Raw genomic sequence first — 26,502 nt, 5'->3', positions numbered from 1 at the left:
CGTGCCCCGGCGCCAGACGAGGCGCGGAGACGGGTTCGGGTCCTCGCCCACCGATGCGACACAATGGGGTCCGTGAGCGACCTGATCGACACCACCGAGATGTACCTCCGCACCATCTTCGAGCTGGAGGAGGAGGGCATCGTCCCGCTGCGCGCGCGCATCGCCGAGCGGCTGCACCAGAGCGGTCCGACCGTGTCCCAGACGGTGGCGCGCATGGAGCGCGACGGCCTGCTCACGGTGGGCGGCGACCGCCACCTGGAGCTGTCCGAGCGCGGCCGTCAGCTCGCCACGCGGGTCATGCGCAAGCACCGGCTCGCCGAGCGCCTGCTGACCGACGTCATCGGTCTGGAGATCGAGTACGTCCACGAGGAGGCGTGCCGCTGGGAGCACGTCATGTCCGAGCAGGTGGAGCGTCGCCTCATTGAGCTGCTCGAGCACCCCACCGAGTCGCCCTACGGCAACCCGATCCCCGGCCTGGCCGAGCTCGGCGACCCGCACGGCATGGTCAACTCCTTCCTCGACGGCGTCCTGCCGCTGCCGCAGGTGGCCGGTGCCACCGAGCCGTCGCGCGTCGTGGTGCGCCGCATCGCCGAGGAGCTGCAGAAGGACACCGAGGTCATGTCGGTGCTGCGCCGCGTCGGAGCGCTGCCGGGCAACGACATCCTGGTCTCGCGCACGATCAGCGGCATCACCGTCGCCCGCCAGGGCGAGACCGCCGAGATCGACCACGACGCCGCCTCGCACGTCTTCGTCAGCGCCTGACGGGTCGCGCCCCGCTCAGCCCTTGCGCGGGGGCAGCGGGACGAAGTAGCTCGTCCGCCGCACGTACGACTCCCAGCCGGGCTTGCGCTGCTGACCCTGCTCGTTGAGCTTGGCCCCGGTGACGTTGACCAGCGAGTAGGTCATGACCGCCGGGCCGATCAGGGCGACGACGCCCGGCCACGACGAGGCGGCCAGCAGGCCCAGGCCCCACCACACGCACGCGTCGCCGAAGTAGTTCGGGTGCCGGGTGTATCGCCACAGCCCGGTGTCCATGACCTGGCCCCGGTTGGCCGGGTCGCGCTTGTAGACCTCGAGCTGGCGGTCGCCGACCGTCTCGAAGAACAGGCCGACCGCCCACACCACGACGCCGAGCACGACGAGCCAGGTCACGTGGCCCTCGTTCTGCGGGCCGACCATGAGCGGCGCCGCGACGACGTACATGCCCAGCCCCTGCGGCCCGAGGACGCTGCGCACCGCGGTCTGCCCGAAGCTGCGGTCGGGGTGGCGGTCCAGGACGTCCTGGTAGCGCGGGTCCTCGCCCTTGCCGTGGTTGCGTCGGTGGACGTGGGTGCCGAGCCGGACCGCCCACACGGTGGTGAGCCCGAGCAGCAGCCACCGCGTCAGCGCGTCCCCGTCGCCGGCCAGCGAGACGATCGTGGCGGCGACGGCGACTGGCACGAACCCCAGGCCCCACACGGTGTCGACCACCGAGAGCAGGCCGGTCCGCCGGGCCCAGAGGTACGTGAGGGCCATCGTCAGCAGGACCGCGACGGCCCCGGCGAGCAGCGCCCAACCGGTCTGCGACAGGTCGTTCGGGCTCACGCGTCGTCCCAGTCGCGGACGAGCGGGAAGGCGCTCGCGCCGTCCGGACCGGGCTTCACCGCGAGCACCTGGTCGACGCCCATGCGGTTCTCCTCGAAGGCCAGCGCGCCGCCGACCAGGTAGAGCCGCCAGACCCGGGCGTTCTCGATGCCGGCCACGCGGACCGCCTCGTCCCAGTGCGACTCGAGGTTGTGCAGCCAGCCGGCGACGGTGAGCGGGTAGTGCTCGCGCAGCGCCTGGACGTCGCGGATCTCGAGGCCCGGCTCGCTGATCATCTGGAGCGTGCGCCACAGCGGCTTCATGTGCATGTCGGGCGCGATGTAGGTCTCGATGAACGGGCCACCGCCGGGACGGTCACCCTTCTGACCGTTGCTGCGCGACATCTGCTGGATGAGCACCCGGCCGCCGGGGCGCAGGTAGCGGTGGATGGCCGCGGTGAACTCGGCGTACTCGGCGTCGCCGACGTGCTCGCCCATCTCCAGGGACGCGACCGCGTCGATCTGGCCGTCGCCGACCCCGGCGCCGCTGAGGTCGCGGAAGTGGCGCAGGCTCACGTCGACGCGCCCGGCCAGGCCCCGCTCGGCCGCCCGGGCCAGGACGAAGTCGCGCTGCTCGGACGACAGCGTCACGCCCACGACGTGGACGCCGTAGTGCTCGGCGGCGTGCAGCGCCAGCGCGCCCCACCCGCAGCCGATGTCGACCAGCCGCTTGCCCGGGCCGAGGTCGAGCTTGCGGCAGACCAGGTCGAGCTTGTCGCGCTGGGCCTGCTCGAGCGGGACGTCCGGCGTGCGGTGGAAGCCGGACGAGTACGTCATCTGCGGGTCGAGCACGAGCTCGTAGAAGTCGTTGGACAGGTCGTAGTGGTGCGAGATGGCCTCGCGGTCGCGCTCGCGCGAGTGCAGGTCGCCGCTCAGCTGCGCCTCGGCGGCGGGCACCTCGGGACGACGGCCGACGGCGCCGACCCGCACCGCGAGCCACGCGGCCCGCGCGGCGAGCCGCGGCGTGATGCGCACCTGACCGGCCTGCGGGTCGGCCGCACGCGCGTCACGCACGGCGGCCCACAACGTCCGGAAGCCGTCGCCCAGATCGCCCTCGACGTCCAGCCAGCCCTTCACGTAGGCGCGGGCGACGCCGAGCTCGCCGGGGGAGTGCAGGACGTGGCGCAGGGCGCGCTTGTCGGACACGACGACGGTCGGGGCGCCGGACGGGCCCGCCACGCTCCCGTCCCACAGGCGCAGGCGGACGGGGAGGGGCATGCCGAGGGCGTCCTCGGCGAGGGAGTGGAGCGCGGCTGCCTTGTTCACGCGGACAGTCAACCGTCCCGCCCCAACCTCGGCGACTCCAGCAGCCGTGTGGTCGTCAGGGGTGCCTGGCATGCTTGGACGCATGGCAGCGGGCGGCGCACAGAGGTGGTTCTCCCGCACGGGGTCGCTGACGCTCGGCTGGTTGCTCGTGGTCGTCGGCATCCCGCTCATGCCCCTGCCCGGTCCGGGCACGATCGTGCTCGTCGCCGGCGTCGCGCTGCTCTCGCGCCACTACACCTGGGCGGCGCGGGTGCTCGACCCGCTCGAGACGAAGGCGGTCGAGGCCGCGCGCTACGGCGTCGCCACCTGGCCGCGCATCGCGCTGAGCTTCCTGGGCGGCGTCTGGCTCATGGCCCTGGCCGTCGTGTGGACGATCGACCCGCGCATCCCTGAGCTCGAGGTGCTGGGCATCGGCCTGGGCCCGCACCTGCCCGCCGGGGGCTGGGGCACGGGCCTCGGCCTGGCCGTGTCGGCGATCGCCGCGTGGGCGCTGCTGCTCTACAGCGTCAGGCGCTGGCGTCCGTCACCACAGGACGGCGATGAAGACGTTGACGAGCGCGAGGGCACCGACGGCATGGAAGAGGCCCGCTGACGGCTGCGCGCCGGCCTGCTTGGCCTGCTTCTGGCCGACGAACGCCAGCACGGTGACCACGAGCGCGATGACGAGCTTGACCCCGAGCTTCACGTGGTTCGGGTCGCCGTCGTACGGACGGGCGTCCGTGCTCTCCCACAGGCCGAGCAGGACGATGCCGGTCAGCAGCGCCGACGCGGCGCCGTGGAACATGCCGGGCACCACCACGCGCGTGCGCATGTGGGTGAGCCAGCCGCCGATGACGATGGCCCACGAGACGAGGTGCAGGACGACGATCAGCTCGTAGAGGGTCTCCATGGCGTCATCGTAGGGAACCGCGACGCCGGCTCCCGGAGCGCCTCAGGCCTTCTGCAGCAGGGCCAGCACGTCGCGCTCGAGCGCCCGGCCGACCGCGCCGCCGGGGGAGACCCGGCGGTGGTCGGGCGAGACGGTCTGGCCGTCCTCGAACAGGTCGACCACGCGCGGGTCGACGTACGACGAGCGGGCGACGGCCGGCGTGTTGCCCAGGTGGTCGGAGACCTCGCGCATCGCCGCGGTGATCGCCCGCTTGCGGGCCGTCTTGGTGCTCGCCGGGCTGCCGGCCAGCGCGAGCGCCGCGATGACCGTGCCCCGCCAGGTGCGGAAGTCCTTGGCCGTGTGGTCGTCGCCGAGCTTCGCCTTGACGTAGGCGTTCACGTCGGACGCGTCCACGTGGTGCCACGCGTCGTCCTCGCGGAAGACCAGCAGGCGCGGGTCGTCGTCGTCGCGGTCGACCAGGTCGCGCAGCACCGCGACGACCCGCTTGTCGCGCACCGTGACCTCGACGTCCTGGCCGGACTTGCCCACGTAGTGGAAGTCCAGCGCCGTGCTCCCGTGCGGGGTGACGTGGTCGCGCTCGATGGTGGTGAGCCCGTAGGAGCCGTTCTCCTCGGTGTAGCGCTCGGACCCGATGCGGAAGATGCCCAGGTCGAGCAGCGCGAACGCGGCCGCGACGACCTGGGTGCGGCCGAGCTCCTCGCCGGGGGCGGCGGTCAGGTCGCGGCGCGTGGCCGCGCGGCGCCTGACCAGCGTTGCGGCGAACAGCTCGATGCGCTCGAACTTCTGCAGGTCGCGCTTGGTGCGCCAGTCCGGGTGGTACAGGTACTGGCGGCGTCCGGCGTCGTCGGTGCCCACGGCCTGGAGGTGGCCGTTGGGGTGCGGGCAGATCCAGACGTCCTTCCAGGCCGGCGGGATGACCAGGTTCTTGCAGCGCACCACGTCCTCGGGCTCGAGCGGGCCGCCGTCCTGGTCCAGGTAGCGGAAGCCGCGGCCCTGCTTCACGCGGTGCCAGCCGGGTCCTTGGCACGTCACTCGTCGCAGCCTCACCATGGTGCGATCACCGTAGGGCCGCTGCGCGGGACCCGCTCGTCGGCGCGGTCTGGTGCCGCGGGAGACGGCGCGCTACGCTAGGTCGTACAACTTTCAACTAGTAGAGGACGCGGTCATGGCAGCGCAGCTCGAGCTCGGTCTGGACACCTTCGGCGACGTCACCGTCGACCTCGACGGACGTCCCGTGCACCCGGCGCAGGTCGTCCGCGACGTCGTCGAGGAGGCCGTGCTCGCCGACCAGGTGGGGCTCGACTTCATCGGCCTGGGCGAGCACCACCGCGAGGACTTCGCGATCTCCTCGCCCGAGACCGTGCTGGCCGCGATCGCCGCACGCACCGAGCGCATCCGGCTCGGCTCGGCGGTCACGGTGCTGAGCTCGGACGACCCCATCCGCGTCTACGAGCGGTTCGCGACCGTCGACGCGCTGTCGGACGGACGCGCCGAGGTCGTGCTCGGGCGCGGCTCGTTCACCGAGTCCTTCCCGCTGTTCGGCTTCGACCTGGACCGCTACGAGGAGCTGTTCGAGGACAAGCTCTCGCTGTTCGCCGAGGCCGTGAAGGAGCAGCCGATCACCTGGTCGGGCACCACGCGCCCGCCGCTGACCGACCAGTCGGTCTTCCCGCCCACCGCGAACGGGCTGACCACGTGGATCGGCGTGGGCGGCAGCCCCGAGTCGGTCGTGCGCACCGCTCGCTACGGGTTCGGCCTGTTCCTGGCCATCATCGGCGGCGACCCCGTGCGCTTCCGGCCGTACGTCGACCTGTTCCACGACGCGCTGCAGAAGATGGACCAGCCGGCCAAGCCGCTCGCCGTGCACTCGCCCGGCTACGTCGCCGACACCGACGAGCAGGCGCGCGAGGAGCTGTACGAGCACTTCCAGGCCCAGCGCGCCCGCATCGGTGCGCAGCGCGGCTGGCCCGCCCCGACCCGCCTGCAGTTCGAGCAGGAGGCCAGCCCGCACGGCTCGCTGTACGTCGGCTCGCCCGAGACGGTGGCGCGCAAGATCGTCCGCACGGTGCAGGCGCTGGGCGCGGACCGCTTCGACCTGAAGTACTCCAACGGCGCCGTGCCGCACCCGCAGCTCATGCACGGCATCGAGCTCTACGGCACCAAGGTCGCGCCGATGGTGCGCGACATGCTCGCCGGCTCCTGACCGTCCCGTCCTCGCTGAGTGTGACGTTTCGGGGGTGGAACGGTCGTTCTCACCCCCGAAACGTCACACTCAGCGCGTGGGGGAGCGCTGCAGGTCGGTGGCCAGCAGCGCGGCGTGCAGGGAGGTGCGCACCTCGGCCTCGGTGAGGGACGCGTCCAGGACGCGCTCGAGCTTGGCCAGGCGGTCGTAGAGCACCGGACGCGAGACGCCCAGCGCCGCGGCGGCCGCCGCCTTGCTGCCCCAGTGCTCGAGCACCGCACGCAGGACGCCCATCAGGTCGGTGCCGTCGCGGGCGTCGGCCCGCTCGACCGGGGCGAGCTCGCGCTCGGCGAAGGCGCGCAGGCGGTCGTCGTCGTGGAGCAGCACGAGCAGGCCGCGCAGGTGGACGTCGTGCAGCCGGTTCACGCCACGGTCGCGTCCGGGCCGGCCGGCGACGGCCGCCATCACCTGCATCGCCTCGCGCAGCGTGCGGTCGGCCGACCGCAGGTCCGGCACGCGCGTGCCGGCCGCGGCGACCAGGGCCACCCGGGTGCGGACGTGCTCGACCAGCCGGTCGACGGCCCGCTCGGGGTCCTGCCGGGCCGGCACCGTCACCAGCAGCCGCACGTCGCTCTCGAACGCGGCGACCAGCGCGTGGAGGCCGATCGCCTGGACGCCGCGCGTGCAGGCCATGACCAGCGTGTCGAGCGCCGCGGACTGGCCGCTGAGCGGCTCGTCCCCGGCCGGGCGCAGCGCGAGGCCCACGACGTGTCCCGGCCGGGCGGGCAGCCCGGCCAGCTCGGCCCGGCGGACGAGCTCGGCGTCGGGCGGTCCGGCGAGCATCCCGAGGACGAGCTCGTGGTGGGCCCGGCGCACACGGCTGTCGCGGGTGCGGTCGTGCAGGCGGTGCATGGCCAGGGCGGCGGCGCCGCGCTCGGCGACGGTCACCAGCCGGGCGGCGGGCTCGGCGGTGGCCCCGATGACCAGCCGGCCCCACTCGCGCTCGCGGCGACCCAGCCCGGTGACCAGCCAGCCGTTGCTGGGGTCCCAGAACGTCCGCTCGTCGCTGCGCACGGTGCGCGAGCGGCGTTCCCAGTCGTCCAGGAAGTGGGTCGAGGCGCCGGGGCCGGGCCGGTAGTCGACGACCCGGTGCTGGGCGCTCTCCAGGACGACCGGCGCGCCGGCCAGCCGCTCGACCGCGGCCAGGATCTCGTCCGGGCCGGCCTCGGCGATGCTCAGCTCGGTGAAGGTCTCGTGGACGCGCTGGGACTCGCGCAGCTCCTCGAGCTGCTCGTCGACCAGGCGCTCGCCGACGGCCTGGGTGATCGCGGCGAAGCGCACCTCGCGGCGCAGCGCGACGAGCGGCAGGCCGAGCTCGTCGCACGCTCCGACCAGCGCCGGCGGCAGGCTCGACCAGCGACGTCCGAGCTCGACCATGAGGCCGACGGCGTCGGAGTCGACCAGGCTGCGGACGAACCCGCGCAGCGCCTCGTCGTGGTCGGGCAGGGCGATACCGGTGGTCAGCACCAGGTCGCCGCCGCGCAGCAGCGGGGCGATGTCGGCCAGCTCGGTGGTGTGCACCCAGCGCACCGGACGGTCGACCAGGTGGCCGGCGGCCAGCACCGCCGGGTCGGCGCTGCGCACCGCCGACATGGCCAGCACGTCGCTGAGCGTGAGCATCCGACCTCCTCCGTCCGACACCGCGTCGGTCGCGCGCACGAGATCCTACGGAACGTCGGCACCGCGGCGAGCGGCTTTCCGGGAGGATCGTCCCAGACCGACAGGGAGGACCCTCATGACGACCACCATCGCGCACTGGGCCGCGGGCGAGCCGTTCGCCGGCACGAGCGACCGCTACGCCGACGTGACCAACCCGGCGACCGGCGAGGTGACCGGACGCGTCGCGCTCGCGTCGGCCGAGGACGCCGCGCACGTCATCGCCACCGCGGACGCCGCCGCCGCGGAGTGGGGCCGGACGTCGCTGGCCCGGCGCACCCAGGTCGTCTTCGCCTTCCGCGAGCTGCTGAACGCCCGCAAGGAGGAGCTCGCGGCGCTCATCACCGCCGAGCACGGCAAGGTCCACTCCGACGCGCTGGGCGAGATCGCCCGCGGCCAGGAGGTCGTGGAGTTCGCGTGCGGCATCTCGCACCTGCTCAAGGGCGGGCAGTCGCCGCAGGTCTCGACCGGCATCGACGTGCACTCGCGCCGCGAGCCGCTCGGCGTCGTCGGCATCATCAGCCCGTTCAACTTCCCGGCGATGGTGCCCATGTGGTTCTTCCCGGTCGCCATCGCGGCCGGCAACGCCGTCGTGCTGAAGCCGAGCGAGAAGGACCCGTCCGCGTCGCTGTGGCTGGCCGCGCTGTGGAAGGAGGCCGGCCTGCCCGACGGCGTCTTCACCGTGCTGCAGGGCGACAAGGTCGCCGTCGACGCGCTGCTGGAGAGCCCGGTCGTCCAGGCGGTCAGCTTCGTGGGCTCCACCCCGATCGCCGAGTACGTCTACGAGACCGCGTCGCGCCACGGCAAGCGCGTCCAGGCCCTCGGCGGCGCCAAGAACCACATGGTGGTGCTGCCCGACGCCGACCTGGACGTCGCCGCCGACGCGGCGGTCAACGCCGGCTACGGCAGCGCCGGCGAGCGCTGCATGGCGGTCAGCGTCCTGGTGGCCGTCGGCGAGGTGGCCGACGAGCTCGTCGCCCGCATCGCCGACCGCACGCGGACGATCCTGGTCGGCGACGGCAGCGCCGAGGCCGGCGCCGAGCGCGAGGCCGACATGGGTCCGCTCGTCACCCAGGCCCACCGCGACAAGGTCGCCTCGTTCATCGACTCCGGCGAGCAGGCCGGCGCCAAGGTCGTCGTCGACGGACGCGACGTCGCCGCCCGGGGCGCCGAGGGCGGCTTCTACCTCGGCCCCACCCTGTTCGACCACGTCACGCCCGAGATGGACGTCTACACCGAGGAGATCTTCGGCCCCGTGCTGTCGGTCGTCCGCGTCGACACCTACGACGAGGCCGTCGCGCTCATCAACGCCAACCCCTACGGCAACGGCACCGCGATCTTCACCAACGACGGGGGAGCGGCCCGCCGGTTCGAGTCGGACGTGACCGTCGGCATGATCGGCGTCAACGTGCCGGTCCCGGTGCCGGTCGCCTACTACTCCTTCGGCGGCTGGAAGAAGTCGCTGTTCGGCGACACCCACGCGCACGGCGTCGAGGGCGTCCACTTCTTCACCCGCGGCAAGGTCGTCACCAGCCGCTGGATCGACCCGGCCAACCGGCCCACCGGCGGCCTCGAGCTGGGGTTCCCGCGCAATGTCTGAGCCGACGACGACCGAGCTGGTCGACCTCACGCCCGAGCGCACGTACGAGCTGGACCGCGCGCACGTCTTCCACTCCTGGTCCGCCCAGGGCGCCCTGACGCCGATGGTGGTCACCAAGGCCGAGGGCTCGCACGTCTGGGACGGCGCGGGCGACCGCTACCTGGACTTCACGTCCCAGCTGGTGTTCACCAACCTCGGCCACCAGCACCCGCGCGTCGTCGCGGCGATCCAGGAGCAGGCCGCGCACCTGTGCACGGTGGCGCCGGCGTTCGCGAACGCCGCGCGTTCGGAGGCCGCGCGGCTCATCGCCTCGCACACGCCCGGCGACCTGGACAAGGTGTTCTTCACCAACGGCGGCGCGGACGCCAACGAGCACGCCATCCGCATGGCCCGGCTGCACACCGGACGCCACAAGGTGCTCTCGACGTACCGCTCGTACCACGGCGGCACCCAGCTGGCGGTCAACGTGACCGGCGACTGGCGCCGGCACGACAACGACCACGCCTCGACCGGCACGGTGCACTTCTTCGGCCCGTACCTGTACCGCAGCGCCTTCCACGCGCAGACCGAGGCGGAGGAGTGCGAGCGGGCGCTGGAGCACCTCGAGCAGACGATCGTCCTGGAGGGTCCGACCACGATCGGGGCCATCGTGCTGGAGTCGATCCCCGGCACCGCGGGCATCATGCTGCCGCCGGCCGGCTACCTGGCCGGGGTGCGCGAGCTGTGCGACCGGTTCGGCATCGTCATGATCGCCGACGAGGTGATGGCCGGGTTCGGCCGCGCCGGCCGCTGGTTCGCCATCGACCGCGACGACGTCGTCCCGGACCTGCTCACCTTCGCCAAGGGCGTGAACTCCGGCTACGTCCCGATGGGCGGCGTGGCCATCAGCCCGGCGATCGCGGCGACCTTCGACGAGCGGGTCTACCCCGGCGGGCTCACCTACTCCGGGCACCCGCTGGCCGCGGCGGCCGCCGTCGCGACGATCCGGACGATGGAGGACGAGCGCGTCGTCGAGCACGCGGCCGCCCTGGGCGCCGAGGTGTTCGCGCCCGGCCTGGCCGCGCTCGCCGACGAGCACGCCTGGGTCGGCGAGGCCCGCGGCACCGGCGCGTTCTGGGCCGTCGAGCTGGTCGCCGACCCGCAGACCCGCGAGCCGCTCGACGCCGCCCGGGTCGGTGCGGTGGTGGCCGCCTGCAAGCGCCGCGGCCTGCTGCCCATGGCGAACGCCAACCGCATCCACCTCGTGCCGCCGCTGACCACGACCGCCGAGCAGGTGCGCGAGGCGATCGCCAGCCTCGGCGAGGCCCTGGCCGAGGCGTCGGCGTGACCGTGACGTCCGGCCGGTCCGACGCGCTCGCCGGGACGGTGCTGCGTCCGTTGTGGCTCGACACCGCCGACCGGCCCGACCCACGGCCGGCGCTGGCCGCGGACGTGTCGGTCGACCTGCTGGTCGTCGGCGGCGGGTTCACCGGCCTGTGGACGGCCCTGCGCGCGCTCGAGCGCGAGCCCGGACGCCGGGTGCTGCTCGTCGAGCGCGACCGGGTCGCCGAGCACGCCACCGGGCGCAACGGCGGGTTCTGCGAGGCCTCGATCACCCACGGCGAGGCGAACGGGCGCACGCGCTGGCCCGGCGAGTACGACGCCCTGCACGCGATGGGCGTGCGCAACCTCGACGAGATCGAGCGGACGGTCGAGCGGTACGGCATCGAGTGCGGCTTCGTCCGCGGCGGACAGCTCTCGGTCGCGACCCGTCCGCACGAGGTCGCGTGGCTGGAGCCGGACGAGCCGGGCTTCCTGGACGCCGAAGCCGTGCGGGCCTTGGCCGACTCGCCGACCTACCTGGCCGGACGGCTCGACGGTCCCGAGGAGTGCGCGCTGGTCGATCCCGCCCGGCTCGCCTGGGGCCTGGCCGCCGCGGTCGAGAGCCTCGGCGGCACGATCGTCGAGCAGACCACTATCGACCGGCTGGCACGTCGCGGTGGCGCGGTCGAGGCGACGACCGCGTCCGGCACGGTGCGCGCGGCCCGGGTCGTGGTGGCGACGAACGCGTTCCGCGGGCCCCTGCGCCGCACCCGCCTGGGCACGGTGCCGGTCTACGACTACGTGCTGGCCACCGAGCCGCTCACGGACGCCCAGCTGGAGGCGATCGGCTGGGACCCGGCCTTCGGCATCGCCGACTCCGGCAACCACTTCCACTACTACCGGATCACCCCGGACCGGCGGATCCTGTTCGGCGGCTACGACGCGATCTACCACTTCGGTCGCTCGATCGACGCCGGTCACGAGGACCGCACCGCGACGTTCGAGACGCTCGCCCGGCACTTCGCCGAGACCTTCCCGCAGCTGGGCGGCGTGCGGTTCACGCACCGCTGGTCCGGCGTCATCGACACCTCCACCCGGTTCTGCGCGTTCTTCGGCACCGCCCACCGCGGACGCACCGCGTACGCCACGGGCTTCACCGGCCTCGGCGTCGGCGCGTCGCGGTTCGCGGCGGACGTCGTGCTGGACCTGCTCGACGGCCGCCGGACCGAGCGGACGGAGCTGGAGATGGTGCGGCGGCGTCCGCTGCCCTTCCCGCCCGAGCCCTTGGCCTGGATCGGCATCACGCTCACCAGCTGGGCGATGGGCCGCGAGGACCGCACCGGCCGGCGCAACCTGTGGCTCCGCCTGCTCGACCGGCTCGGCCTAGGGTTCGACTCGTGAGCGAGCGGAGCGAGCGAACCATCCAGCGGGTCACGGGCGGGCGTCCGTATCGTGCCTTCTTCTTCACGGAGGTCCGCTCGTGAGTGATCGGAGCGAGCCCGGGACGACCAAGGCGGACGAGCGGCTGCTGGCGGCGGACGTGCAGGCGCACGAGCTGCTGCGCGACGACGCCGGCGGCACCCTGCCGACGTCCTCGACCGTGCTCGGCGAGCTCGGCCACACCGAGGTCGGGCTGTGGGAGGCCGGTCCGGGCACGGACCACGACACCGAGGTCGACGAGGTGTTCGTCGTGCTGGCCGGCGCCGCGACCGTCACCTTCGACGACGGCAGCAGCCTCGCGCTGCGGCCGGGCGTCGCGGTGCGCCTGCACGCGGGCGACCGTACGCGCTGGGACGTCACCGAGCGGCTGCGCAAGCTGTACCTGGCCTGAGCCTCGGACTGACGATCTCGTCCGTGATCTGCCCGAAACGCTTCGGTATCAGAAGGTTCATCCGCCGATCCTCGACGGAATCGGTGGGTTCGGGTACGTTGTCCGCGTGACCGACACCACCTTCTCCAACGTCGTCGACGGCCGGCTCGTCCCCGCCGCGGACGGCCGCACGTACGACGTGATCGACCCCAGCACCGGCCAGGTCTACGCGCAGGCGCCGCTCTCGGCCGCCGAGGACGTCGACCGCGCCTACGCCGCCGCCGAGCGAGCCTTCGAGACCTGGGGCCGCACGACCCCGCAGGAGCGCATGCTCGCGCTGCTCAAGATCGCCGACGCCCTCGAGGCGCGCGCCGAGGAGTTCGTCGCGGCCGAGTCGCGCGACACCGGCAAGCCGCTCGCGATCACGATGAGCGAGGAGATGCCGCCGACGGTCGACCACTTCCGCTTCTTCGCCGGCGCGTGCCGCGTCATGGAGGGCAAGTCGGCCGGCGAGTACCTGGCCGACCACACGTCCTACGTGCGCCGCGAGCCGATCGGCGTCATCGGCCAGGTGACGCCCTGGAACTACCCGCTGCCGATGATGGTCTGGAAGATCGCCCCGGCCCTGGCCGCGGGCAACACCGTCGTGCTCAAGCCGTCCGACACGACGCCCGCGACGTCGACGCTGATGGCAGAGCTCGCGCAGGAGTTCCTGCCGCCGGGCGTCCTCAACGTCGTCACCGGCGACCGCGACACCGGCCGCGCGCTGGTCGCGCACCGCACGCCGCAGATGGTCGCCATCACCGGCTCGGTGCGCGCCGGCATGGAGGTCGCCGGGGCGGCCGCCACCGACCTCAAGCGCGTCCACCTCGAGCTCGGCGGCAAGGCGCCGGTCGTGGTGTTCGACGACGCCGACGTCGAGAAGGCGGCCGAGGCCATCGCCGGGGCCGGCTACTTCAACGCCGGACAGGACTGCACCGCGGCCACCCGCGTGCTCGCCGGGAAGGGCGTCTACCGCGACTTCGTGGCCGCGCTGGCCGAGCAGGCCAAGGCGACGCGCACCGGCCGTCCGGACGACGCCGACGCCTACTACGGCGCGGTCAACAACGCCGACCAGCTCGCCCGCGTGGCCGGCATGGTCGACCGGCTGCCCGACCACGCCACGGTCGAGGCCGGCGGACGCCGCCAGGGCGACCAGGGCTACTTCTACGAGCCGACCGTGCTCGCCGGCCTGCGCCAGGACGACGAGCAGGTGCAGGACGAGATCTTCGGCCCGGTCATCACCGTGCAGGAGTTCGGCGACGAGGCCGAGGCGCTGCGCCTGGCCAACGACGTCCGCTACGGCCTGGCATCGAGCGTCTGGACGACGGACCACGGCACCGCGATGCGCATGTCGCGCGGCCTGGACTTCGGCGTCGTGTGGATCAACACCCACATCCCGTACGTCTCGGAGATGCCGCACGGCGGCTTCAAGCACTCCGGCTACGGCAAGGACCTGTCCATGTACGGCCTGGAGGACTACACGCGCATCAAGCACGTCATGTCCTACACGGGCGCGTGAGCGCCGTGGAGCAGGTCGACGTCGTCGTGGTCGGCGCCGGCGCGACCGGCCTGACCGCGGCCGTCCGGCTGCAGGAGGCCGGACGCTCGGTGGTCGTGCTCGAGGCCCGCGACCGCGTCGGCGGACGCCTGCTGACGCAGGACGTCGACGGCGTGCGCCTGGAGGTCGGCGGCCAGTGGGTCTCGCCCGACCAGTCCGCCCTGCTGGCGATGCTGGACGAGCTGGGGCTGAAGACGTACGAGCGCCACCGCGAGGGCGAGTCGGTGTACGTCGGGCGCGACGGCGTGCGCCGCACCTTCACCGGCGAGGCGTTCCCGGTGAGCGAGCGGACCGCCGCGGAGGTCGACCGGCTCACCGCCGAGCTCGATCGGCTCGCGTCCCTCATGGACCCGCTCGAGCCGTGGAACCACCCGGATGCCGAGGCCCTGGACCGGATCTCGTTCGCGACGTGGCTGGATCAGCAGACCGACGACCAGGAGGCCCGCGACAACGTCGGGCTGTACATCGGCCCGGCCATGCTGACCAAGCCGACGCACGGGTTCTCGGCGCTGTCGGCCGTGCTCATGGCCGCCTCGGCGGGCAGCTTCAGCCACCTCGTCGACGCCGACTTCATCCTCGACCGCCGCGTCGTGGGCGGCCTGCAGGGCGTCCCGCTCGCACTGGCCGAGCGGCTCGGGGACGCGGTGCGGCTCTCGTCGCCGGTGCGGCACGTGGCGTGGACGTCCGAGGGCGCGACGGTCTCGACCGACGACGCGACGTTCGCGGCCCGCCGGGTGCTGCTGGCCCTGCCGCCGACGCACGTCTCGCGCATCGGCTTCGAGCCCGCGCTGCCGGCGATCCACAGCCAGATGCGCCAGCACCAGTCGTTCGGCCTCGTGCTCAAGCTGCACCTGACCTACGCGACGCCGTTCTGGCGCGACGCCGGGCTCTCGGGCACCGCGTTCAGCCCGTACGAGCTCGTCCACGAGGCGTACGACAACAGCAACGAGGACGTGGCGGGGGAGACCCGCGGCACGCTGGTCGGGTTCGTGTCCGACGTCCACGCCGACGAGGTGCTGGCCCTGGACGCCGACGAGCGGCGCCGCCGTGTGCTGGAGTCGGTGGCCTCGTACTTCGGCCCGCAGGCGCTCGAGCCGGTGGCGTACTACGAGAGCCCGTGGATGGACGAGGAGTGGACGGCCGGCGCGTACGCGACGAGCTTCGACATCGGCTCCCTCACCCGCTACGGCGCGCACCTGCGCGAGGACGTCGGGCCGATCGCGTTCGCCAGCAGCGACGTCGCCGGGCTGGGCTTCCAGCACGTCGACGGCGCCCTGCGCATGGGCGAGGCCGTGGCCCGCCGCTTCCTGACGGACTGAGCTAGCCGGCGGACGCGCCCAGGTCGGCGACGGCCGCGACGACGCGCTCGGGGTGCTCGGCGACGCGGTTGAGCACGTACAGCCACCACTCGCGCCCGAAGATCGAGTACTCGCGGGTGGTGCGCCCCTCGGCGCGCAGCCGCGCCAGCAGGTCGGTGCCCAGGCCGAGCAGCATCTCGACCTCGGTGTCGTCGGGCAGCGACGGGGCGTCCAGCACCCGGCGCAGCAGCACCTCGTCGTGGGTGGCGACCGCGACCGGGTGCCCGGCCTCGCCGATGCGGCGGGCCAGCTCGGCGTACCGGTCGGCCAGGGCGGGGTCGTCGCGGCGCAGCGCGACCGACTCGTCCTCGAGGAACGCCCCCTTCACCAGCCGGATGCGGCCGGGCAGGGCGAGCAGCCGGTCGAGGTCGGCGGGGGAGCGGTGCAGCCGGGCCTGGAGCGTGATGCCGACGTTCGCGTGCCGGGCGGACAGCGCCTCGTAGACGTCCAGCACCGCGTCGGTGCGGTCCGAGCCCTCCGCCGAGATCATGAAGGCGGTGCCCAGCGGCTCCAGCGCGGCGGCGATCATCGAGGCGTTCGCGAGCGCCTGCTCGGGCGACTGCAGCAGGCCGACGTGCGACAGGTCGCCCGAGACCGTCGCCACCACGCCGTCGGCGCGCATCGCGGTGACGAGGTCGACGAAGACCTGGGCCTCGGCGTCGGCCAGGGCCGCGTCCCGCACGCTCTCGCCGGTGTACTCGATGCTGGCCAGGTGGCCGGACGCCTGGCTGCGGCGAGCGGACGCGAGCGCGTCGGCGATCGTCTCGCCGGCCGTGTACCGCCGCGCCACCGTCGTGGCGATCGCGGCGAGCTCGGGCGACGACATCACGCGCGTCTTGAGCTGCTCGTCGAGCGCCCAGCGGCGCAGGGTCTGCGCGGCGAGCGCGCGGGTCGGGTCGTCCATCTCGGTCCTCCGTCTTTCCGTATCGAGCGTTACCGTAACAGATGATACGGTGCGGCGGAAGACCCCGAGGGAGGATCGACGTGGCACGCACGCGGGACATCGACAAGCAGCGCGCCGACCTGTCGGCGGCCACGTGGGCGGTGGCGGCCGAGCGCGGCATCACCGGCCTCACGGTGCGCGCGGTCGCCGAGCGGGCCGGCTGCACCACCGGCCTGGTGTTCCACACCTTCCCGGCCAAGCGCGACCTCGTCGCGCACGCCCGCGAGCTGCTGCTCCGGCGTGCGGCCGCACGGCTGGACGCGCTCGAGGCCGAGGCGGCGAGTCCCCGCGAGGCGCTGCGGGCGGTGACGGTGACGCTGCTGACGGCGCCCCGTTCCGGCGAGGACGAGGCACGCGTGTGGGTGAGCTTCCTGGCCGCCGCGATCGCCGACGCGACCATCGCCGAGCACCACCTGCGCGGCAACCGCGCGCTGCTGGCGCGGCTCGGCCGGCTCACCCGTGCCGTGCGCCCGGACTGGGACGACGCCCGGCACGAGCAGCTCGGCACCGGCCTCGCCGCCCTCACCGAGGGCCTGAACGCGCTGTCGATCTTCGACGCCGAGAGCTATCCCGCGGCCCAGCAGGTGGAGGCGGTCGAGCGGATGCTCGGCCAGGTCGACGAGGACTGACTCAGCCGCGGCGCAGGTGCAGCAGGGGGAACGGACGTCCTTCGCCGTCCAGCGGCGAACGTCCGACCTGGGTGAACCCACGGGCGGCGTAGAAGCGCCGGCCGCTCTCGTTCTGCTCGTTCACGTCCAGCCGCAGCACCGGCTGGTCCGCGGCGACGGCGTCGAGCAGCCGCGTGCCCAGGCCCCGGCCGTGGACCGCGGGATCGACGAACAGCATGTGGATCTCGCCGTCGTCCTGGGCGACGAACCCCGCGGGACGTCCGTCCGGTCCGTCGACCACGCGCAGGTCGGCCATGCGGGGCAGGTAGGACGTGACCGCCCGCTCGTAGAAGTCGACGTCCGCGGGGCTCAGGAAGTCGTGGGTCGCCTCGACGGCCCGGCGCCACACCTGCACCAGGGCGGGGTGGTCGTCGGGCGTCGCGGGGCGGACGGCCGGCGACGTCATGAGCGCTTCTCGTCGGCGAAGAACGAGAACGAGCCGTCCTGCTCGAGCACGGCCCACTTCACGTCCTCGAGGTGCTCGATGCCGTTCGTGCGGGCGGCGGCGAGCAGGTCGGCCTCGTCGAGGCGCTCGATCCGCAGCGACTCGTGGATGATGCGTCCGTCCCGCACCAGCAGGGTCGGCACGCCCTCGAAGAACGAGCGCCGGCGCGGCAGCTTCCACGACAGCCACGACGTGCCCACCGTGAGCAGGGCGATGGTCGCGACGGCGACGACCGCGCCGGTCACCGACGTGTCCTCGCTGATGACGCCCTCGGCGACCAGGTCGCCCACGACGACGAGGATGACGAAGTCGAAGGCGGACAGCTCGCTCAGCTCGCGCTTGCCCACGATGCGCACGACCAGCCACACCAGGACGAAGACGACGGTCGCGCTGATCACGATGCTCATCGGGGCTCCTCCGCGACGTTGTTGACGACGGGACGCTTCACGGCAGCACCCACGTCCGGCCGCCGACCTCGGTGACGCCGTCCGGGCCCGGCGCGCGCACCGAGTACGAGAACCGTCCGGCGCGGGCCTCGGTGGGCGTGCGGCCGGAGAGGCTGACGGTGAGCGGACCGCTCGGCGGGGCGTCGAACGTGAGGCGCACGCGGTCGGCGTCGCCGGTCTGCGCCGACGGCTCGGGCGACATCAGCTCCAGTCCGAGACGCTCCAGCATGGCCGGCTCGAGCTCGAGCACGACCGACGCGCCGGGCGCGGGGGAGTCGACGGTGATCACCACGGCGGCGTCCTGCCCGGCACGGGTCACGAGCGGGTGCTGCAGCTCCAGCGCCGGTCCCGGCCCGTCGGCGGAGCCGCTGGTGTCGCGCGGCCCCAGCCAGCCCAGGCACGCGACGAGCACCACGAGGCCCAGCAGGACGACGCCCACGCGCCGCCACGCCCGCGCGCGACGGGCGCGCTCGGGTCCTGCGACCCCCTGCAGGACCGGGATCGTCTCCCTGTCGCCCATGGTTCGACCTCCTCGTGCCGGACGCCGATCGTAGCCACCCCCGCGCCGTCCCCGCGAGAGCCCTGTCACATCGCTCAGGTCCGGGCCGGGCCCGCCGATGCCTGGCGGCGCTGCGTCCAGGAGGGGCGGGCTCTGAATCGTTTCAGGAGGAAACCGCATGTCCGAGACCACCCCGTCCGAGCCCGGCACCCGAGATCCCAGGAGCGGGGGCCGCGGACTCGCCGGCTGGTGGTCGAGCCGTCCGGTGCGCACCAAGGTGCTCGTGCCCGCCGTGACCGGCGTCGTGGCTGCGGCCGTCCTGGGCGTCTACAGCCTCGACGCGCTGTCCGACAGCGCCGAGACGAGCGAGCGCATGTACGTCCAGGACGTGCAGGCGGTGAAGGTGCTCGGCGAGCTGAACGCGACGCGCAAGAGCATCTCGCTGAGCATCCGCGACCTCCTGCTGGTCGGCGACGGCCCCGACCGCGAGGCCGTCGTCGAGGAGTACGAGGGCCTGCAGCAGACCTTCAGCGACCAGATCGACGCCTACCTGCAGACCAGCCCCACCGCCGCGGACCAGGCCAAGGCCGAGCAGATGCGCGCGACGATGCAGGAGTACACCGCGACGGTCGACGAGCGGCTGACCCGCTTCGCCGAGCGCCAGGACCTGGACGGCTGGACGGCGGCGAACAACGAGTACGGCGTGCCGATCGCCAAGGAGATCGGTGCGGCGCTGACCGAGATCACCGAGGTCGAGGACGCGCAGGCGGCCAAGGACGCGGCGCACGCCCGCGACGTCTACGAGCAGGCGCGCTTCACCGGCATCCTCGTGCTGCTGCTCGGCGCGGCGGCGTGCCTGGTGATCGGCCTGCTGGTCGCGCGGAGCATCGCCACGAACGTGGGCCGGGTGCGCAAGGTGGCCGAGTCGTTGGCGGCGGGTGACCTGACGGCGACGTCGGGCGTGACGTCGCGCGACGAGGTCGGTCAGATGAGCGCGAGCCTGGACGAGGCCACCGCGACGCTGCGCGGCCTCATGGGCTCGGTGACGGCGTCCTCGGACGCGCTGGCGGCGGCGGCCGAGGAGCTGTCGGCGTCCTCGCAGCAGATCGCGGCGGGCGCGGAGGAGACGTCGGTGCAGGCCGGCCTGGTCTCGGGCGCGGCCGAGGACGTGTCGCGCAACGTGCAGACGGTCTCGGCGGGCTCGGACGAGATGGGGGCCTCGATCCGCGAGATCGCGCACTCCGCCAACGAGGCCGCCCGGGTCGCGTCCGAGGCCGTCCGCACGGTCGAGGCGACGAACCAGACGGTCGCGAAGCTGGGCGAGTCGAGCCAGGAGATCGGCAACGTCGTCAAGGTCATCACCTCGATCGCCGAGCAGACCAACCTGCTGGCCCTGAACGCCACCATCGAGGCGGCCCGCGCCGGTGAGGCCGGCAAGGGCTTCGCGGTCGTGGCCAACGAGGTCAAGGAGCTCGCTCAGGAGACCGCCCGCGCGACCGAGGACATCGCCCGCCGGGTCGAGACGATCCAGAACGACACCGGCGGCGCCGTCTCGGCGATCAGCGAGATCGAGTCGATCATCACCTCGATCAACGACTACCAGGTGACCATCGCCTCGGCGGTCGAGGAGCAGACGGCCACGACCAACGAGATGAGCCGCAACGTGGCCGAGGCCTCGACCGGGTCGGGCCAGATCGCCGACAACATCGCCGGCGTCTCCCAGGCCGCGTCGGGCACGACCCAGGCGCTGGCCCAGACCCAGTCCGCGGTCGACGAGGTCGCCCGCATGGCCGCCGAGCTGCGCGGCTCGGTCGCCCACTTCCAGGTCTGACCCGCTACGACAGACGGCCCGGACCCTGCCGAGCAGGGTCCGGGCCGTCGTCGTCCGGAGCGTCCGGGTCACTCCCAGCTGGCGGCCTCCGCCGTGCTGGCGCCCTGCGGGCCGTCGCCCAGGGCCGCGTCGATGGCCGCGAGATCGTCGGCCGTGAGGTCGAGGGTGGCCGCCGCGACGTTCTGCTCGACCCGCTGCGGGCTGCGGCTGCCCGGGATCGGGACGACGTGCTCGCCGCGGGTGAGCAGCCAGGCGAGCGCGAGCTGCGGGACGGTCGCGTCCTTCTCCTGGGCGATGGTGGCCAGCCGCTCCACGATGGCGCGGTTGTGCTCGAAGTTCTCCGGCTGCCACCACGGCAGGTTGCGGCGGGCGTCGTCCTCCTCGTGCTCCGCGGCGGGACGCGGCGAGCCTACGAGGAAGCCGCGGGCCAGCGGGGAGTACGGCACGAACCCGATGCCCAGCTCGTCGAGCGTCGGGAAGATCGTCTCGACCTCGCGGGCGAACAGCGAGTACTCGGTCTGCACGACGGACACGGGGTGCACGGCGTGGGCCCGCTCGATCGTGCGGGGGCCGACCTCGCACAGGCCGTAGTGCTTGACCTTGCCCTCGTCGATCAGCTCCTTGAGTGTCCCGGCGACGTCCTCGATCGGCACGCTCGGGTCGAGCCGGTGCTGGTAGACGACGTCGATGACGTCCACGTCGAGGTTGTGCAGGCTGTTCTCGACGACCTCACGCACGTGGTCGGGGCGGCTGTCGCGGCCGAAGTCCCGCGTGAACCCGAACTTGGTGGCGACGACGACCTCGTCCCGGAAGTCCTTGATCGCGCGGCCGACGAGCTTCTCGTTCTCGCCCCATCCGTACAGCTCGGCGGTGTCGAACAGGGTCACGCCGAGGTCGTGGGCGCGCTGGATGGCGCGGACGCCTTCGTCGTGGTCGCTGCTGCCGTAGAACATGTTGATCCCCATGGAGCCGTACCCGACCTCGGAGACGGCGAGTCCCTGGCTGCCCAGCGTGCGTCGCTGCATGGTGCGTCCTCTCGTTGACAGTGTGAGCCTAGTCTGGCAGAGACTGCCAAGTCCGGCAGCCCGGTACGCTCGACCTCGTGGAGCAGCAGCCCGGTCAGACCTTGCGCGAGCGCACCCGCGAGGCGGTGCGGGCCGAGGTCCGTCGCGCCGCGCTGGCCCTCTTCGTCGAGCGCGGGTTCGATGAGACGCGGACCGAGGACATCGCCGCGGCCGCCGGCATCTCGCCGCGCAGCTTCTTCCGCTACTTCGCCACCAAGGAGGACGTGCTCGTCAGCGGGTCGATCGCCTTCGGCGCGCACGTCCGGGCCGCCCTCGAGCAGCGCCCGGCCGACGAGGACCTCTGGACCTCGCTGCGCCGGTGCCTGGACCCGGTGCTGGACGTCATGGACGCGGACCCGGGCTACAGCCTGGCCATGATGCGCGTCATCATGAGCGCCCCGTCGCTGCGCGCGGCGCACTTCGAGAAGCACCTGGCGTGGGAGGAGATGCTGCGCCCCGTCGTCGCCGGACGCAACGGGGGCGACGACCTGCGCGCGAGCGTGCTGACCCACGCGGCCATGGCCGCGCTCGACAGCGCCCTGTTCGAGTGGGTGCGCCAGGACGGTGCGACCCCGCTGGGCCAGCTGGCCGACGTCGTGTTCGAGACGCAGGCCGGGATGCGCACGGTCTGACCCACCACGCACGACGGCCCGGACCCTGCCGAGCAGGGTCCGGGCCGTCGTCGTCCGGGCGGACGTCCGGCTCAGAGCGCGGCGTCGAGGTGACCCAGCACCAACGCGGTGAGCTGCAGCCGGCTGGTCACCTGGCACTTGGCGAAGACCGCCTTGAGGTGGTCCTGGACGGTGTACGGCGACAGCGACAGCGCCGCCGCGAGGTCGCGGGTCGAGCCGCCGGTCAGCACCGCGCCGACGACCTCGGTCTCGCGCGGCGTCAGGCCGTTCTCCTCGGCGAGCCGGGCGAGCGCCTCGGACCGGGCCGAGCGGTTGAGGACGATGACCGCCTCGGGACGTCCGGCCGTCGTGCGGCGGAACGTGACCCGCACGACGAGTCCCTGGAACGCCTCGGCGCGCTGCGGGGCGACGAGCCGCGCGTGCGTCTCGTCGTAGTGGCGCCACACCGCGCCGACCAGGCAGGCGACCCGGCCGGTCGGCTCGAGGTCCGGGCGCAGCCCCAGCGGGCCGAGCAGCCGGCGGGCACCGTCGTCGGCCTCGACCACCCGGCCGCTGCGGTCGACGACGAGCACCGCCTGCTCCGGTCGCCACGCGATCTGGGGCGCCGGGGTGGCGCCGACGGTGCGGCGCGCGAGCGTCGTGGTCTTCATGGTCCGTGCTCCCTGTGAGGTGTGCTGGTCGGTGGTGCCCACTCAACGCGAGCGGGCTTTCAGTGGCCTTTCATCGGTCTTGCGCGGCCGGGCGGATCAGCCGGCGGGGGAGAAGAACACCGAGAAGGTGCCCTGCGACGGCGCCATGACCTCGACGGTGCCGCCGGCCGACGTGGCGGTCAGCTTCTCGCCGGCGCCCGTGTCCTCACGGACGACGTCGTACCCGGTCAGGGCCTGCTCGTACGCGTCGAGCATCGCGGCCTCGCCGGCATCGGTCGCGTAGCCCGCGACCTCGACGGTGTCGTCGAGCGTCGTGCTGGTCTCGCACAGGGTGCTGGGCACGGGTGGCTCGGGCCAGTCGGCGGGGACGTTCTCCAACGTCCCGAGGTCGGGCTGCTCCCGGGCGAACGGGAAGCCGTCGGCGCACGTGTCGGGCAGGTCGGACTCGAGCGCCTCGGTCGCCGGGACGCTCGCACGTCCGGCCGCGGCGTCGGTGTCCGCGGTGCACGCGGACAGGGCACCCAGCGCGAGGACGCCGGCCCCGAGGGACCGGGCGAGGACGAGCAGGACGGGGTCGGACATCGGTCCTCCTCTCAGGAGGGCCCGGGAAGCGCGGCGGTCGCGTCCCCCAGGGGGTCGTCCGGCGCAGGGGGCTCGTCCACCGTGCTGGGGCTCTCGACGGACGTCGGGACCACGAGGTCCGGCACCCCCTCGAAGAGGTGGTCGAGCGTGAAGACCTCGGGGTCGCGCTGCTCAGCGGAATGACTCATGGGCGTCCTCTCGTGCCACCGGTGCGGTGGGGCACCACTGTGCGAGGGCGCGCTTTCACGAACCTTGCTGAGGACCTGTCAGGCGGGAGGGTCCGCCGGCCCGGCGTGGTCGGCGAGGGCGCGCTCGGCCGCCGCGGCGGTGGGGTCCTGCGGCTGCAGGAGCCCGGCCCGCAGGGCGTGCAGCCGGACCAGGTCGAACCGCTCGCCGGTGCGGCGCGACTCCTCCAGGGCCTGGGCCGTCAGCCGCAGCGCCTCGTCGTGGTGGCCGAGGACCGCGTGCAGGTCGGCCGACAGCCTCAGCATGAGGTGGCCGAACATGTGCCCGTCCGGCAACGCGCCGAACGCCTCGATCGCGGCGGCGAGCTGGGCGAGCCCGGCCTCGGGCTCGCCCGTGCGGCCGCGGCCCCAGCCCAGCGGGACGAGCGCGAACGCCTGCAGCTGCTGGAAGCCGTTCTCGGCCGCGACGTCCATGGCGCGGCCGCCGTGCCGCGCGGCCCCGTCGGGCCGGTCGAGCAGGACCTCGCGCAGCCCGACGACGATGTGGGCGTAGCTGGTCGTGAACGGGTGGTCGGCGCCGGCGGCCAGACGCAGGGCGTCCTGCGCGACCCGGTCGGACGCCACGACGTCGCCCTGCTGGGCGAGCACCATGGCCAGCCAGACGCGGGCCTGCATGCCCGGGTGCTGCAGCCAGAGGTCCAGGTCGAACGCCGCGGTGGCGTCGTCGGCGAGACCGACCGCTCGCTCCAGGTCACGGCGGGCGCGGTGCAGGTCGCCGACGTGCCAGGCGGTCTGCCCGCGGGCGACGTGCCCGGCGAGCGCGAGCATCGGGTCGCCGGTGGCGTCGGCGGTCTCCAGCATCACGTCCACGGCGCTGCGCGCGGACGCGAAGCGCCCGGACACGAGCGCGTTGCCCCAGGTGCCCCAGTGGGCCGAGAACAGGTCGCCGCTGGCGACACCGGGACCGCTGAGCGCGAGCACCCGGCGGCGCTCCTCGGCGACGCCGGGCCCGTTGTAGCCGTGGCGCAGCGTCAGCAGCGTGCCCAGCCGGACCCGCAGCGCGATCTCGAGGCCGACGGCCTGCTCCGGCGGCACCGCCTGGACGAGCGGCAGAGCACGCCGGACGAGCCGCTCGGCGTCCTCGAGCGCGAGTCGCTGCTGGGCCAGGGACGCGGCGCGCAACGAGTACTCGACCGCCTTGACCGGATCGCCGTGCGGGTAGGCGGCCACGTAGTGGTGGGCGATGGCCGCGACGGCGTGCGGCTGCTCGCCGTGGCGGGCCTCGAGCGACTGCGCGACCGCGGCGTGCACGGCGGCCCGGCGGGCCAGGCTGGCCGACGCGATGAGCGCCTCCTGCACGAGGGCGTGGCCGAAGCGGAACTCGACCGCGCTGTCGGTGCCGGTCAGCACGCCGGCCGACACACCGCGGTCGATCGTCTCGAGCAGGGCCAGGCGGCCGACCGCGCTGACGTCCTCGAGCACGAGCAGGTCGAACGTGCGGCCGACGACGGCGGCGGCCTGCAGGACGTCCACGTCGCCGGGTGGCAGGTGCCGCAGCCGGCGCTCGATCACGGCCTGCACGCCGGTGGGCACGGGCGCGTCGCCGCGACCGGTCCGGCGCCGCTCGTCCCCGTACAGGCGGGCGAGCTCGGAGACGTAGAAGGGGTTGCCGTCGGTGCGGTCGCGCAGCGTACGGGCCGTCGCGAGTGAGACCTCGGCGCCCAGGCTGCCCGTCGCGAGCTCCCGCACCTCCTCGACCGCCATGCCGGCGAGCGTGGTGGTGACCGCGCCACCGACCCGCGTCAGCGCGGCGGTCAGCTGCCGGGTCGCGGCGTCGGCGAGGTCCGGACGACGGACGGTCAGCAGCACGGCCAGGCGTCCGGTGCGGGCGGTGGTGGCCAGGTACTCGAGCAGGTCGACCGTGCCGGGGTCGGCCCAGTGGACGTCCTCGAGCACGAGCAGCACCGGGCGGTCGGCGGCGACGGTCTCCAGGAAGGCGGTGACGGCGTCGTGCAGCCGGGTCGCCGGGACGTCGCCGGCGAGCGCGGACGGGTCGTCGCCCTCGGTCGGCACGAGCAGGCGGGCCAGGTGCCCGCGGCCGCTGAGCGCCTCGTCGCGGGCGGCCGGGTCGAGCCGGGCGGCGACGCCGGCCAGCAGCTGCTCCCACGCCCACAGCGGCGGCGTGCCCTCGCTCTCCAGGCAGCGTCCGACGGCCACGACGACGCCCTCGGCGCGGGCCCGGTCGGCGAGCTCCTCGACCAGGCGGGTCTTGCCGATGCCGGCCTCGCCGAACACGGCGGCGACGGCGGGAGCGCCGGCGGTCGTCGTCCAGCCGTGGCGCAGCGCGTCGTCCAGCCGCTTCAGCTCGTCGGCGCGGCCGATGAATCCGCCGGCGACCGGGCCGGACGTCGGCGAGGGTGGCGCCGGGGCGAGGGACGGGTCGTGGCGCAGGATGCGGCCCTGCATCTCCCGGACGGCGGGCGTCGGCTCCAGGCCGAGCTCCTCGTCCAGCACCCGACGCGCCCGCTCGTACGTGGCCAGCGCCTCGGCCTGCTGGCCGCACCGGTACTGCGCGAGCATGAGCGGGACGAGCAGACCCTCCTCGAGCGGGTAGGCCTCGACGAGCACGGCGAGCCGCCGCGCCACCTCGTCGTGGTGGCCGGTCGACAGGTCGATCTCGGCCAGCCGCTGGTGGGCGGCGAGCCGCAGCCGGTGCAGGCGCTCGGCGTCGCTGCGCACCGTCGGCACCTGGACGTCGGCGTACGCGTCGCCGCGCCACAGCGACAGCGCCTGCTGGATGCGGTCACGGGCCGTCGCGGCGTCAGCGGCGTCGCGGGCCGCGGCCAGGTGGGCCTCGAACTCCTGGGCGTCCGTGCGGTGCTGGTCGGGGGAGAGCCGGTAGCCGGGCGCGCGCGTCTCGATCAGGTTCGCGCCGAGCCGGGAGCGCAGCCGGGAGACCACGACGTGCACGGACCCGGGCGCGACGTCGGCCCCGCCCCACACCTCGTCGATGAGGGTCTCGACCGACACGACGTCGCCGACGTGGACGAGCAGGGTGGCCAGGACCTCGCGGTTGCGTCGCGGCCCCACGTCCACGAGGCGGTGCTCGTCGCGGACCTCCAGCGGACCGAGGACGTCGATCCGCGGGCTCTCGGTGGTCACGGGCTGGGGTCCCTTCTGGTGACGGTGCGGGCCGGTGGCGGTCGGGAAGA

Annotated in this window: 26 protein-coding genes; 12 read left to right on the top strand and 14 right to left on the bottom strand. The window is 73.7% G+C overall.

Translation table 11 applies throughout. The annotated features are described in order from the left end of the window. Positions 1-72 precede the first annotated feature (72 nt). Positions 73-762 carry a metal-dependent transcriptional regulator gene (locus E0W78_RS10340; protein WP_131403870.1) on the top strand — a complete coding sequence of 230 codons (690 nt, stop codon included), beginning with the start codon at positions 73-75 and terminating at the stop codon, positions 760-762. A 15-nt stretch (positions 763-777) separates the two neighbouring features. Here E0W78_RS10340 and E0W78_RS10335 read toward each other — a convergent pair whose 3' ends face one another. Together E0W78_RS10335 and E0W78_RS10330 are read right to left on the bottom strand one after the other, a co-directional pair. After that, on the bottom strand, positions 778-1,584 hold the full coding sequence (locus tag E0W78_RS10335; RefSeq protein WP_242686310.1) for a DUF1295 domain-containing protein: 807 nt from the start codon (positions 1,582-1,584) through the stop codon (positions 778-780). Next, a complete protein-coding gene (locus E0W78_RS10330; protein WP_207392712.1) occupies positions 1,581-2,888 on the bottom strand; it encodes a cyclopropane-fatty-acyl-phospholipid synthase family protein in 1,308 nt (435 codons plus the stop codon). Before E0W78_RS10330 ends, E0W78_RS10335 begins: the two co-directional genes overlap by 4 nt. Positions 2,889-2,970: 82 nt before the next feature. On the opposite strand from E0W78_RS10330, the gene E0W78_RS10325 reads away from it, so the two are divergent. After that, entirely contained in the window at positions 2,971-3,480 is a 510-nt protein-coding gene (locus E0W78_RS10325) for a PGPGW domain-containing protein (protein ID WP_165570469.1), read from the top strand. Here E0W78_RS10325 and E0W78_RS10320 read toward each other — a convergent pair. Together E0W78_RS10320 and E0W78_RS10315 are read right to left on the bottom strand one after the other, a co-directional pair. Then, positions 3,412-3,777, bottom strand: a complete 366-nt coding sequence (locus E0W78_RS10320) for a hypothetical protein (RefSeq protein ID WP_131403867.1) — start codon at positions 3,775-3,777, stop codon at positions 3,412-3,414. The two genes, E0W78_RS10325 and E0W78_RS10320, sit on opposite strands and share 69 nt — an antisense overlap. 42 nt (positions 3,778-3,819) lie before the next feature. Next, a complete protein-coding gene (locus E0W78_RS10315; RefSeq protein ID WP_165570468.1) occupies positions 3,820-4,809 on the bottom strand; it encodes a DNA topoisomerase IB in 990 nt (329 codons plus the stop codon). 133 nt (positions 4,810-4,942) lie between these two features. Between E0W78_RS10315 and E0W78_RS10310 the strand changes: the two genes are divergently transcribed. Then, on the top strand, positions 4,943-5,980 hold the full coding sequence (locus E0W78_RS10310; RefSeq protein ID WP_131403865.1) for an LLM class flavin-dependent oxidoreductase: 1,038 nt from the start codon (positions 4,943-4,945) through the stop codon (positions 5,978-5,980). A gap of 69 nt (positions 5,981-6,049) precedes the next feature. Here E0W78_RS10310 and E0W78_RS10305 read toward each other — a convergent pair whose 3' ends face one another. Beyond that, on the bottom strand, positions 6,050-7,639 hold the full coding sequence (locus E0W78_RS10305; protein WP_131403864.1) for a PucR family transcriptional regulator ligand-binding domain-containing protein: 1,590 nt from the start codon (positions 7,637-7,639) through the stop codon (positions 6,050-6,052). A 115-nt stretch (positions 7,640-7,754) separates the two neighbouring features. Here E0W78_RS10305 and E0W78_RS10300 point away from each other — a divergent pair, with 115 nt between their 5' ends. The 6 genes from E0W78_RS10300 (at position 7,755) to E0W78_RS10275 (ending at position 15,306) form a co-directional block, all read left to right on the top strand. Then, positions 7,755-9,275, top strand: coding sequence for a CoA-acylating methylmalonate-semialdehyde dehydrogenase (locus tag E0W78_RS10300; protein ID WP_131403863.1), 1,521 nt, complete (start codon positions 7,755-7,757; stop codon positions 9,273-9,275). After that, on the top strand, positions 9,268-10,602 hold the full coding sequence (locus E0W78_RS10295; RefSeq protein ID WP_131403862.1) for an aspartate aminotransferase family protein: 1,335 nt from the start codon (positions 9,268-9,270) through the stop codon (positions 10,600-10,602). Before E0W78_RS10300 ends, E0W78_RS10295 begins: the two co-directional genes overlap by 8 nt. After that, positions 10,599-11,978 (top strand): FAD-dependent oxidoreductase, encoded by a 1,380-nt coding sequence (locus tag E0W78_RS10290; RefSeq protein WP_131403861.1) that lies wholly within the window; start codon positions 10,599-10,601, stop codon positions 11,976-11,978. Before E0W78_RS10295 ends, E0W78_RS10290 begins: the two co-directional genes overlap by 4 nt. Before the next feature lie 79 nt (positions 11,979-12,057). Next, positions 12,058-12,408: a cupin domain-containing protein gene (locus E0W78_RS10285; protein ID WP_242686309.1), complete on the top strand. Its 351-nt coding sequence runs from the start codon at positions 12,058-12,060 to the stop codon at positions 12,406-12,408. Between the two features lie 106 nt (positions 12,409-12,514). Beyond that, positions 12,515-13,948, top strand: coding sequence for a gamma-aminobutyraldehyde dehydrogenase (locus E0W78_RS10280; RefSeq protein ID WP_131403860.1), 1,434 nt, complete (start codon positions 12,515-12,517; stop codon positions 13,946-13,948). After that, positions 13,945-15,306, top strand: a complete 1,362-nt coding sequence (locus E0W78_RS10275) for an NAD(P)/FAD-dependent oxidoreductase (RefSeq protein WP_242686308.1) — start codon at positions 13,945-13,947, stop codon at positions 15,304-15,306. Before E0W78_RS10280 ends, E0W78_RS10275 begins: the two co-directional genes overlap by 4 nt. 1 nt (position 15,307) lies before the next feature. Here E0W78_RS10275 and E0W78_RS10270 read toward each other — a convergent pair whose 3' ends face one another. Next, entirely contained in the window at positions 15,308-16,249 is a 942-nt protein-coding gene (locus E0W78_RS10270; RefSeq protein WP_131403859.1) for a proline dehydrogenase family protein, read from the bottom strand. 80 nt (positions 16,250-16,329) lie between these two features. On the opposite strand from E0W78_RS10270, the gene E0W78_RS10265 reads away from it, so the two are divergent. Further along, positions 16,330-16,917, top strand: coding sequence for a TetR/AcrR family transcriptional regulator (locus E0W78_RS10265; protein ID WP_165570467.1), 588 nt, complete (start codon positions 16,330-16,332; stop codon positions 16,915-16,917). A 1-nt stretch (position 16,918) separates the two neighbouring features. Here E0W78_RS10265 and E0W78_RS10260 read toward each other — a convergent pair whose 3' ends face one another. Genes E0W78_RS10260 through E0W78_RS10250 form a run of 3 tightly spaced genes read right to left on the bottom strand, consistent with a single transcriptional unit; the run spans position 16,919 to position 18,367 of the window. After that, positions 16,919-17,362 (bottom strand): GNAT family N-acetyltransferase, encoded by a 444-nt coding sequence (locus E0W78_RS10260; RefSeq protein ID WP_131403857.1) that lies wholly within the window; start codon positions 17,360-17,362, stop codon positions 16,919-16,921. Then, on the bottom strand, positions 17,359-17,808 hold the full coding sequence (locus E0W78_RS10255) for a YetF domain-containing protein (RefSeq protein ID WP_131403856.1): 450 nt from the start codon (positions 17,806-17,808) through the stop codon (positions 17,359-17,361). Before E0W78_RS10255 ends, E0W78_RS10260 begins: the two co-directional genes overlap by 4 nt. Before the next feature lie 37 nt (positions 17,809-17,845). After that, positions 17,846-18,367, bottom strand: coding sequence for a hypothetical protein (locus E0W78_RS10250; RefSeq protein ID WP_131403855.1), 522 nt, complete (start codon positions 18,365-18,367; stop codon positions 17,846-17,848). Positions 18,368-18,524: 157 nt separating this feature from the next. Between E0W78_RS10250 and E0W78_RS10245 the strand changes: the two genes are divergently transcribed. Beyond that, complete coding sequence (locus E0W78_RS10245) at positions 18,525-20,177, top strand: methyl-accepting chemotaxis protein (protein WP_131403854.1); 1,653 nt, start codon at positions 18,525-18,527, stop codon at positions 20,175-20,177. Between the two features lie 68 nt (positions 20,178-20,245). On the opposite strand, the gene E0W78_RS10240 is transcribed toward E0W78_RS10245, so the two are convergent. Beyond that, positions 20,246-21,202 (bottom strand): aldo/keto reductase, encoded by a 957-nt coding sequence (locus E0W78_RS10240; protein ID WP_131403853.1) that lies wholly within the window; start codon positions 21,200-21,202, stop codon positions 20,246-20,248. 77 nt (positions 21,203-21,279) lie between these two features. Between E0W78_RS10240 and E0W78_RS10235 the strand changes: the two genes are divergently transcribed. Beyond that, positions 21,280-21,873: a TetR family transcriptional regulator gene (locus E0W78_RS10235; RefSeq protein WP_131403852.1), complete on the top strand. Its 594-nt coding sequence runs from the start codon at positions 21,280-21,282 to the stop codon at positions 21,871-21,873. Between the two features lie 71 nt (positions 21,874-21,944). Here E0W78_RS10235 and E0W78_RS10230 read toward each other — a convergent pair whose 3' ends face one another. The 4 genes from E0W78_RS10230 to E0W78_RS10220 form a co-directional block, all read right to left on the bottom strand. Then, on the bottom strand, positions 21,945-22,523 hold the full coding sequence (locus E0W78_RS10230) for a helix-turn-helix transcriptional regulator (protein ID WP_131403851.1): 579 nt from the start codon (positions 22,521-22,523) through the stop codon (positions 21,945-21,947). Between the two features lie 96 nt (positions 22,524-22,619). Further along, a complete protein-coding gene (locus tag E0W78_RS10225; RefSeq protein WP_131403850.1) occupies positions 22,620-23,105 on the bottom strand; it encodes a hypothetical protein in 486 nt (161 codons plus the stop codon). An 11-nt stretch (positions 23,106-23,116) separates the two neighbouring features. After that, positions 23,117-23,293, bottom strand: coding sequence for a hypothetical protein (locus E0W78_RS16565; protein ID WP_165570466.1), 177 nt, complete (start codon positions 23,291-23,293; stop codon positions 23,117-23,119). A gap of 78 nt (positions 23,294-23,371) precedes the next feature. After that, positions 23,372-26,452, bottom strand: coding sequence for a BTAD domain-containing putative transcriptional regulator (locus tag E0W78_RS10220; RefSeq protein WP_131403849.1), 3,081 nt, complete (start codon positions 26,450-26,452; stop codon positions 23,372-23,374). Positions 26,453-26,502 lie beyond the last annotated feature (50 nt).

The organism is Aeromicrobium sp. IC_218 (assembly GCF_004336805.1).
Lineage (GTDB): Bacteria > Actinomycetota > Actinomycetes > Propionibacteriales > Nocardioidaceae > Aeromicrobium.
This window is presented reverse-complemented; position numbering and strand designations above follow the sequence as displayed.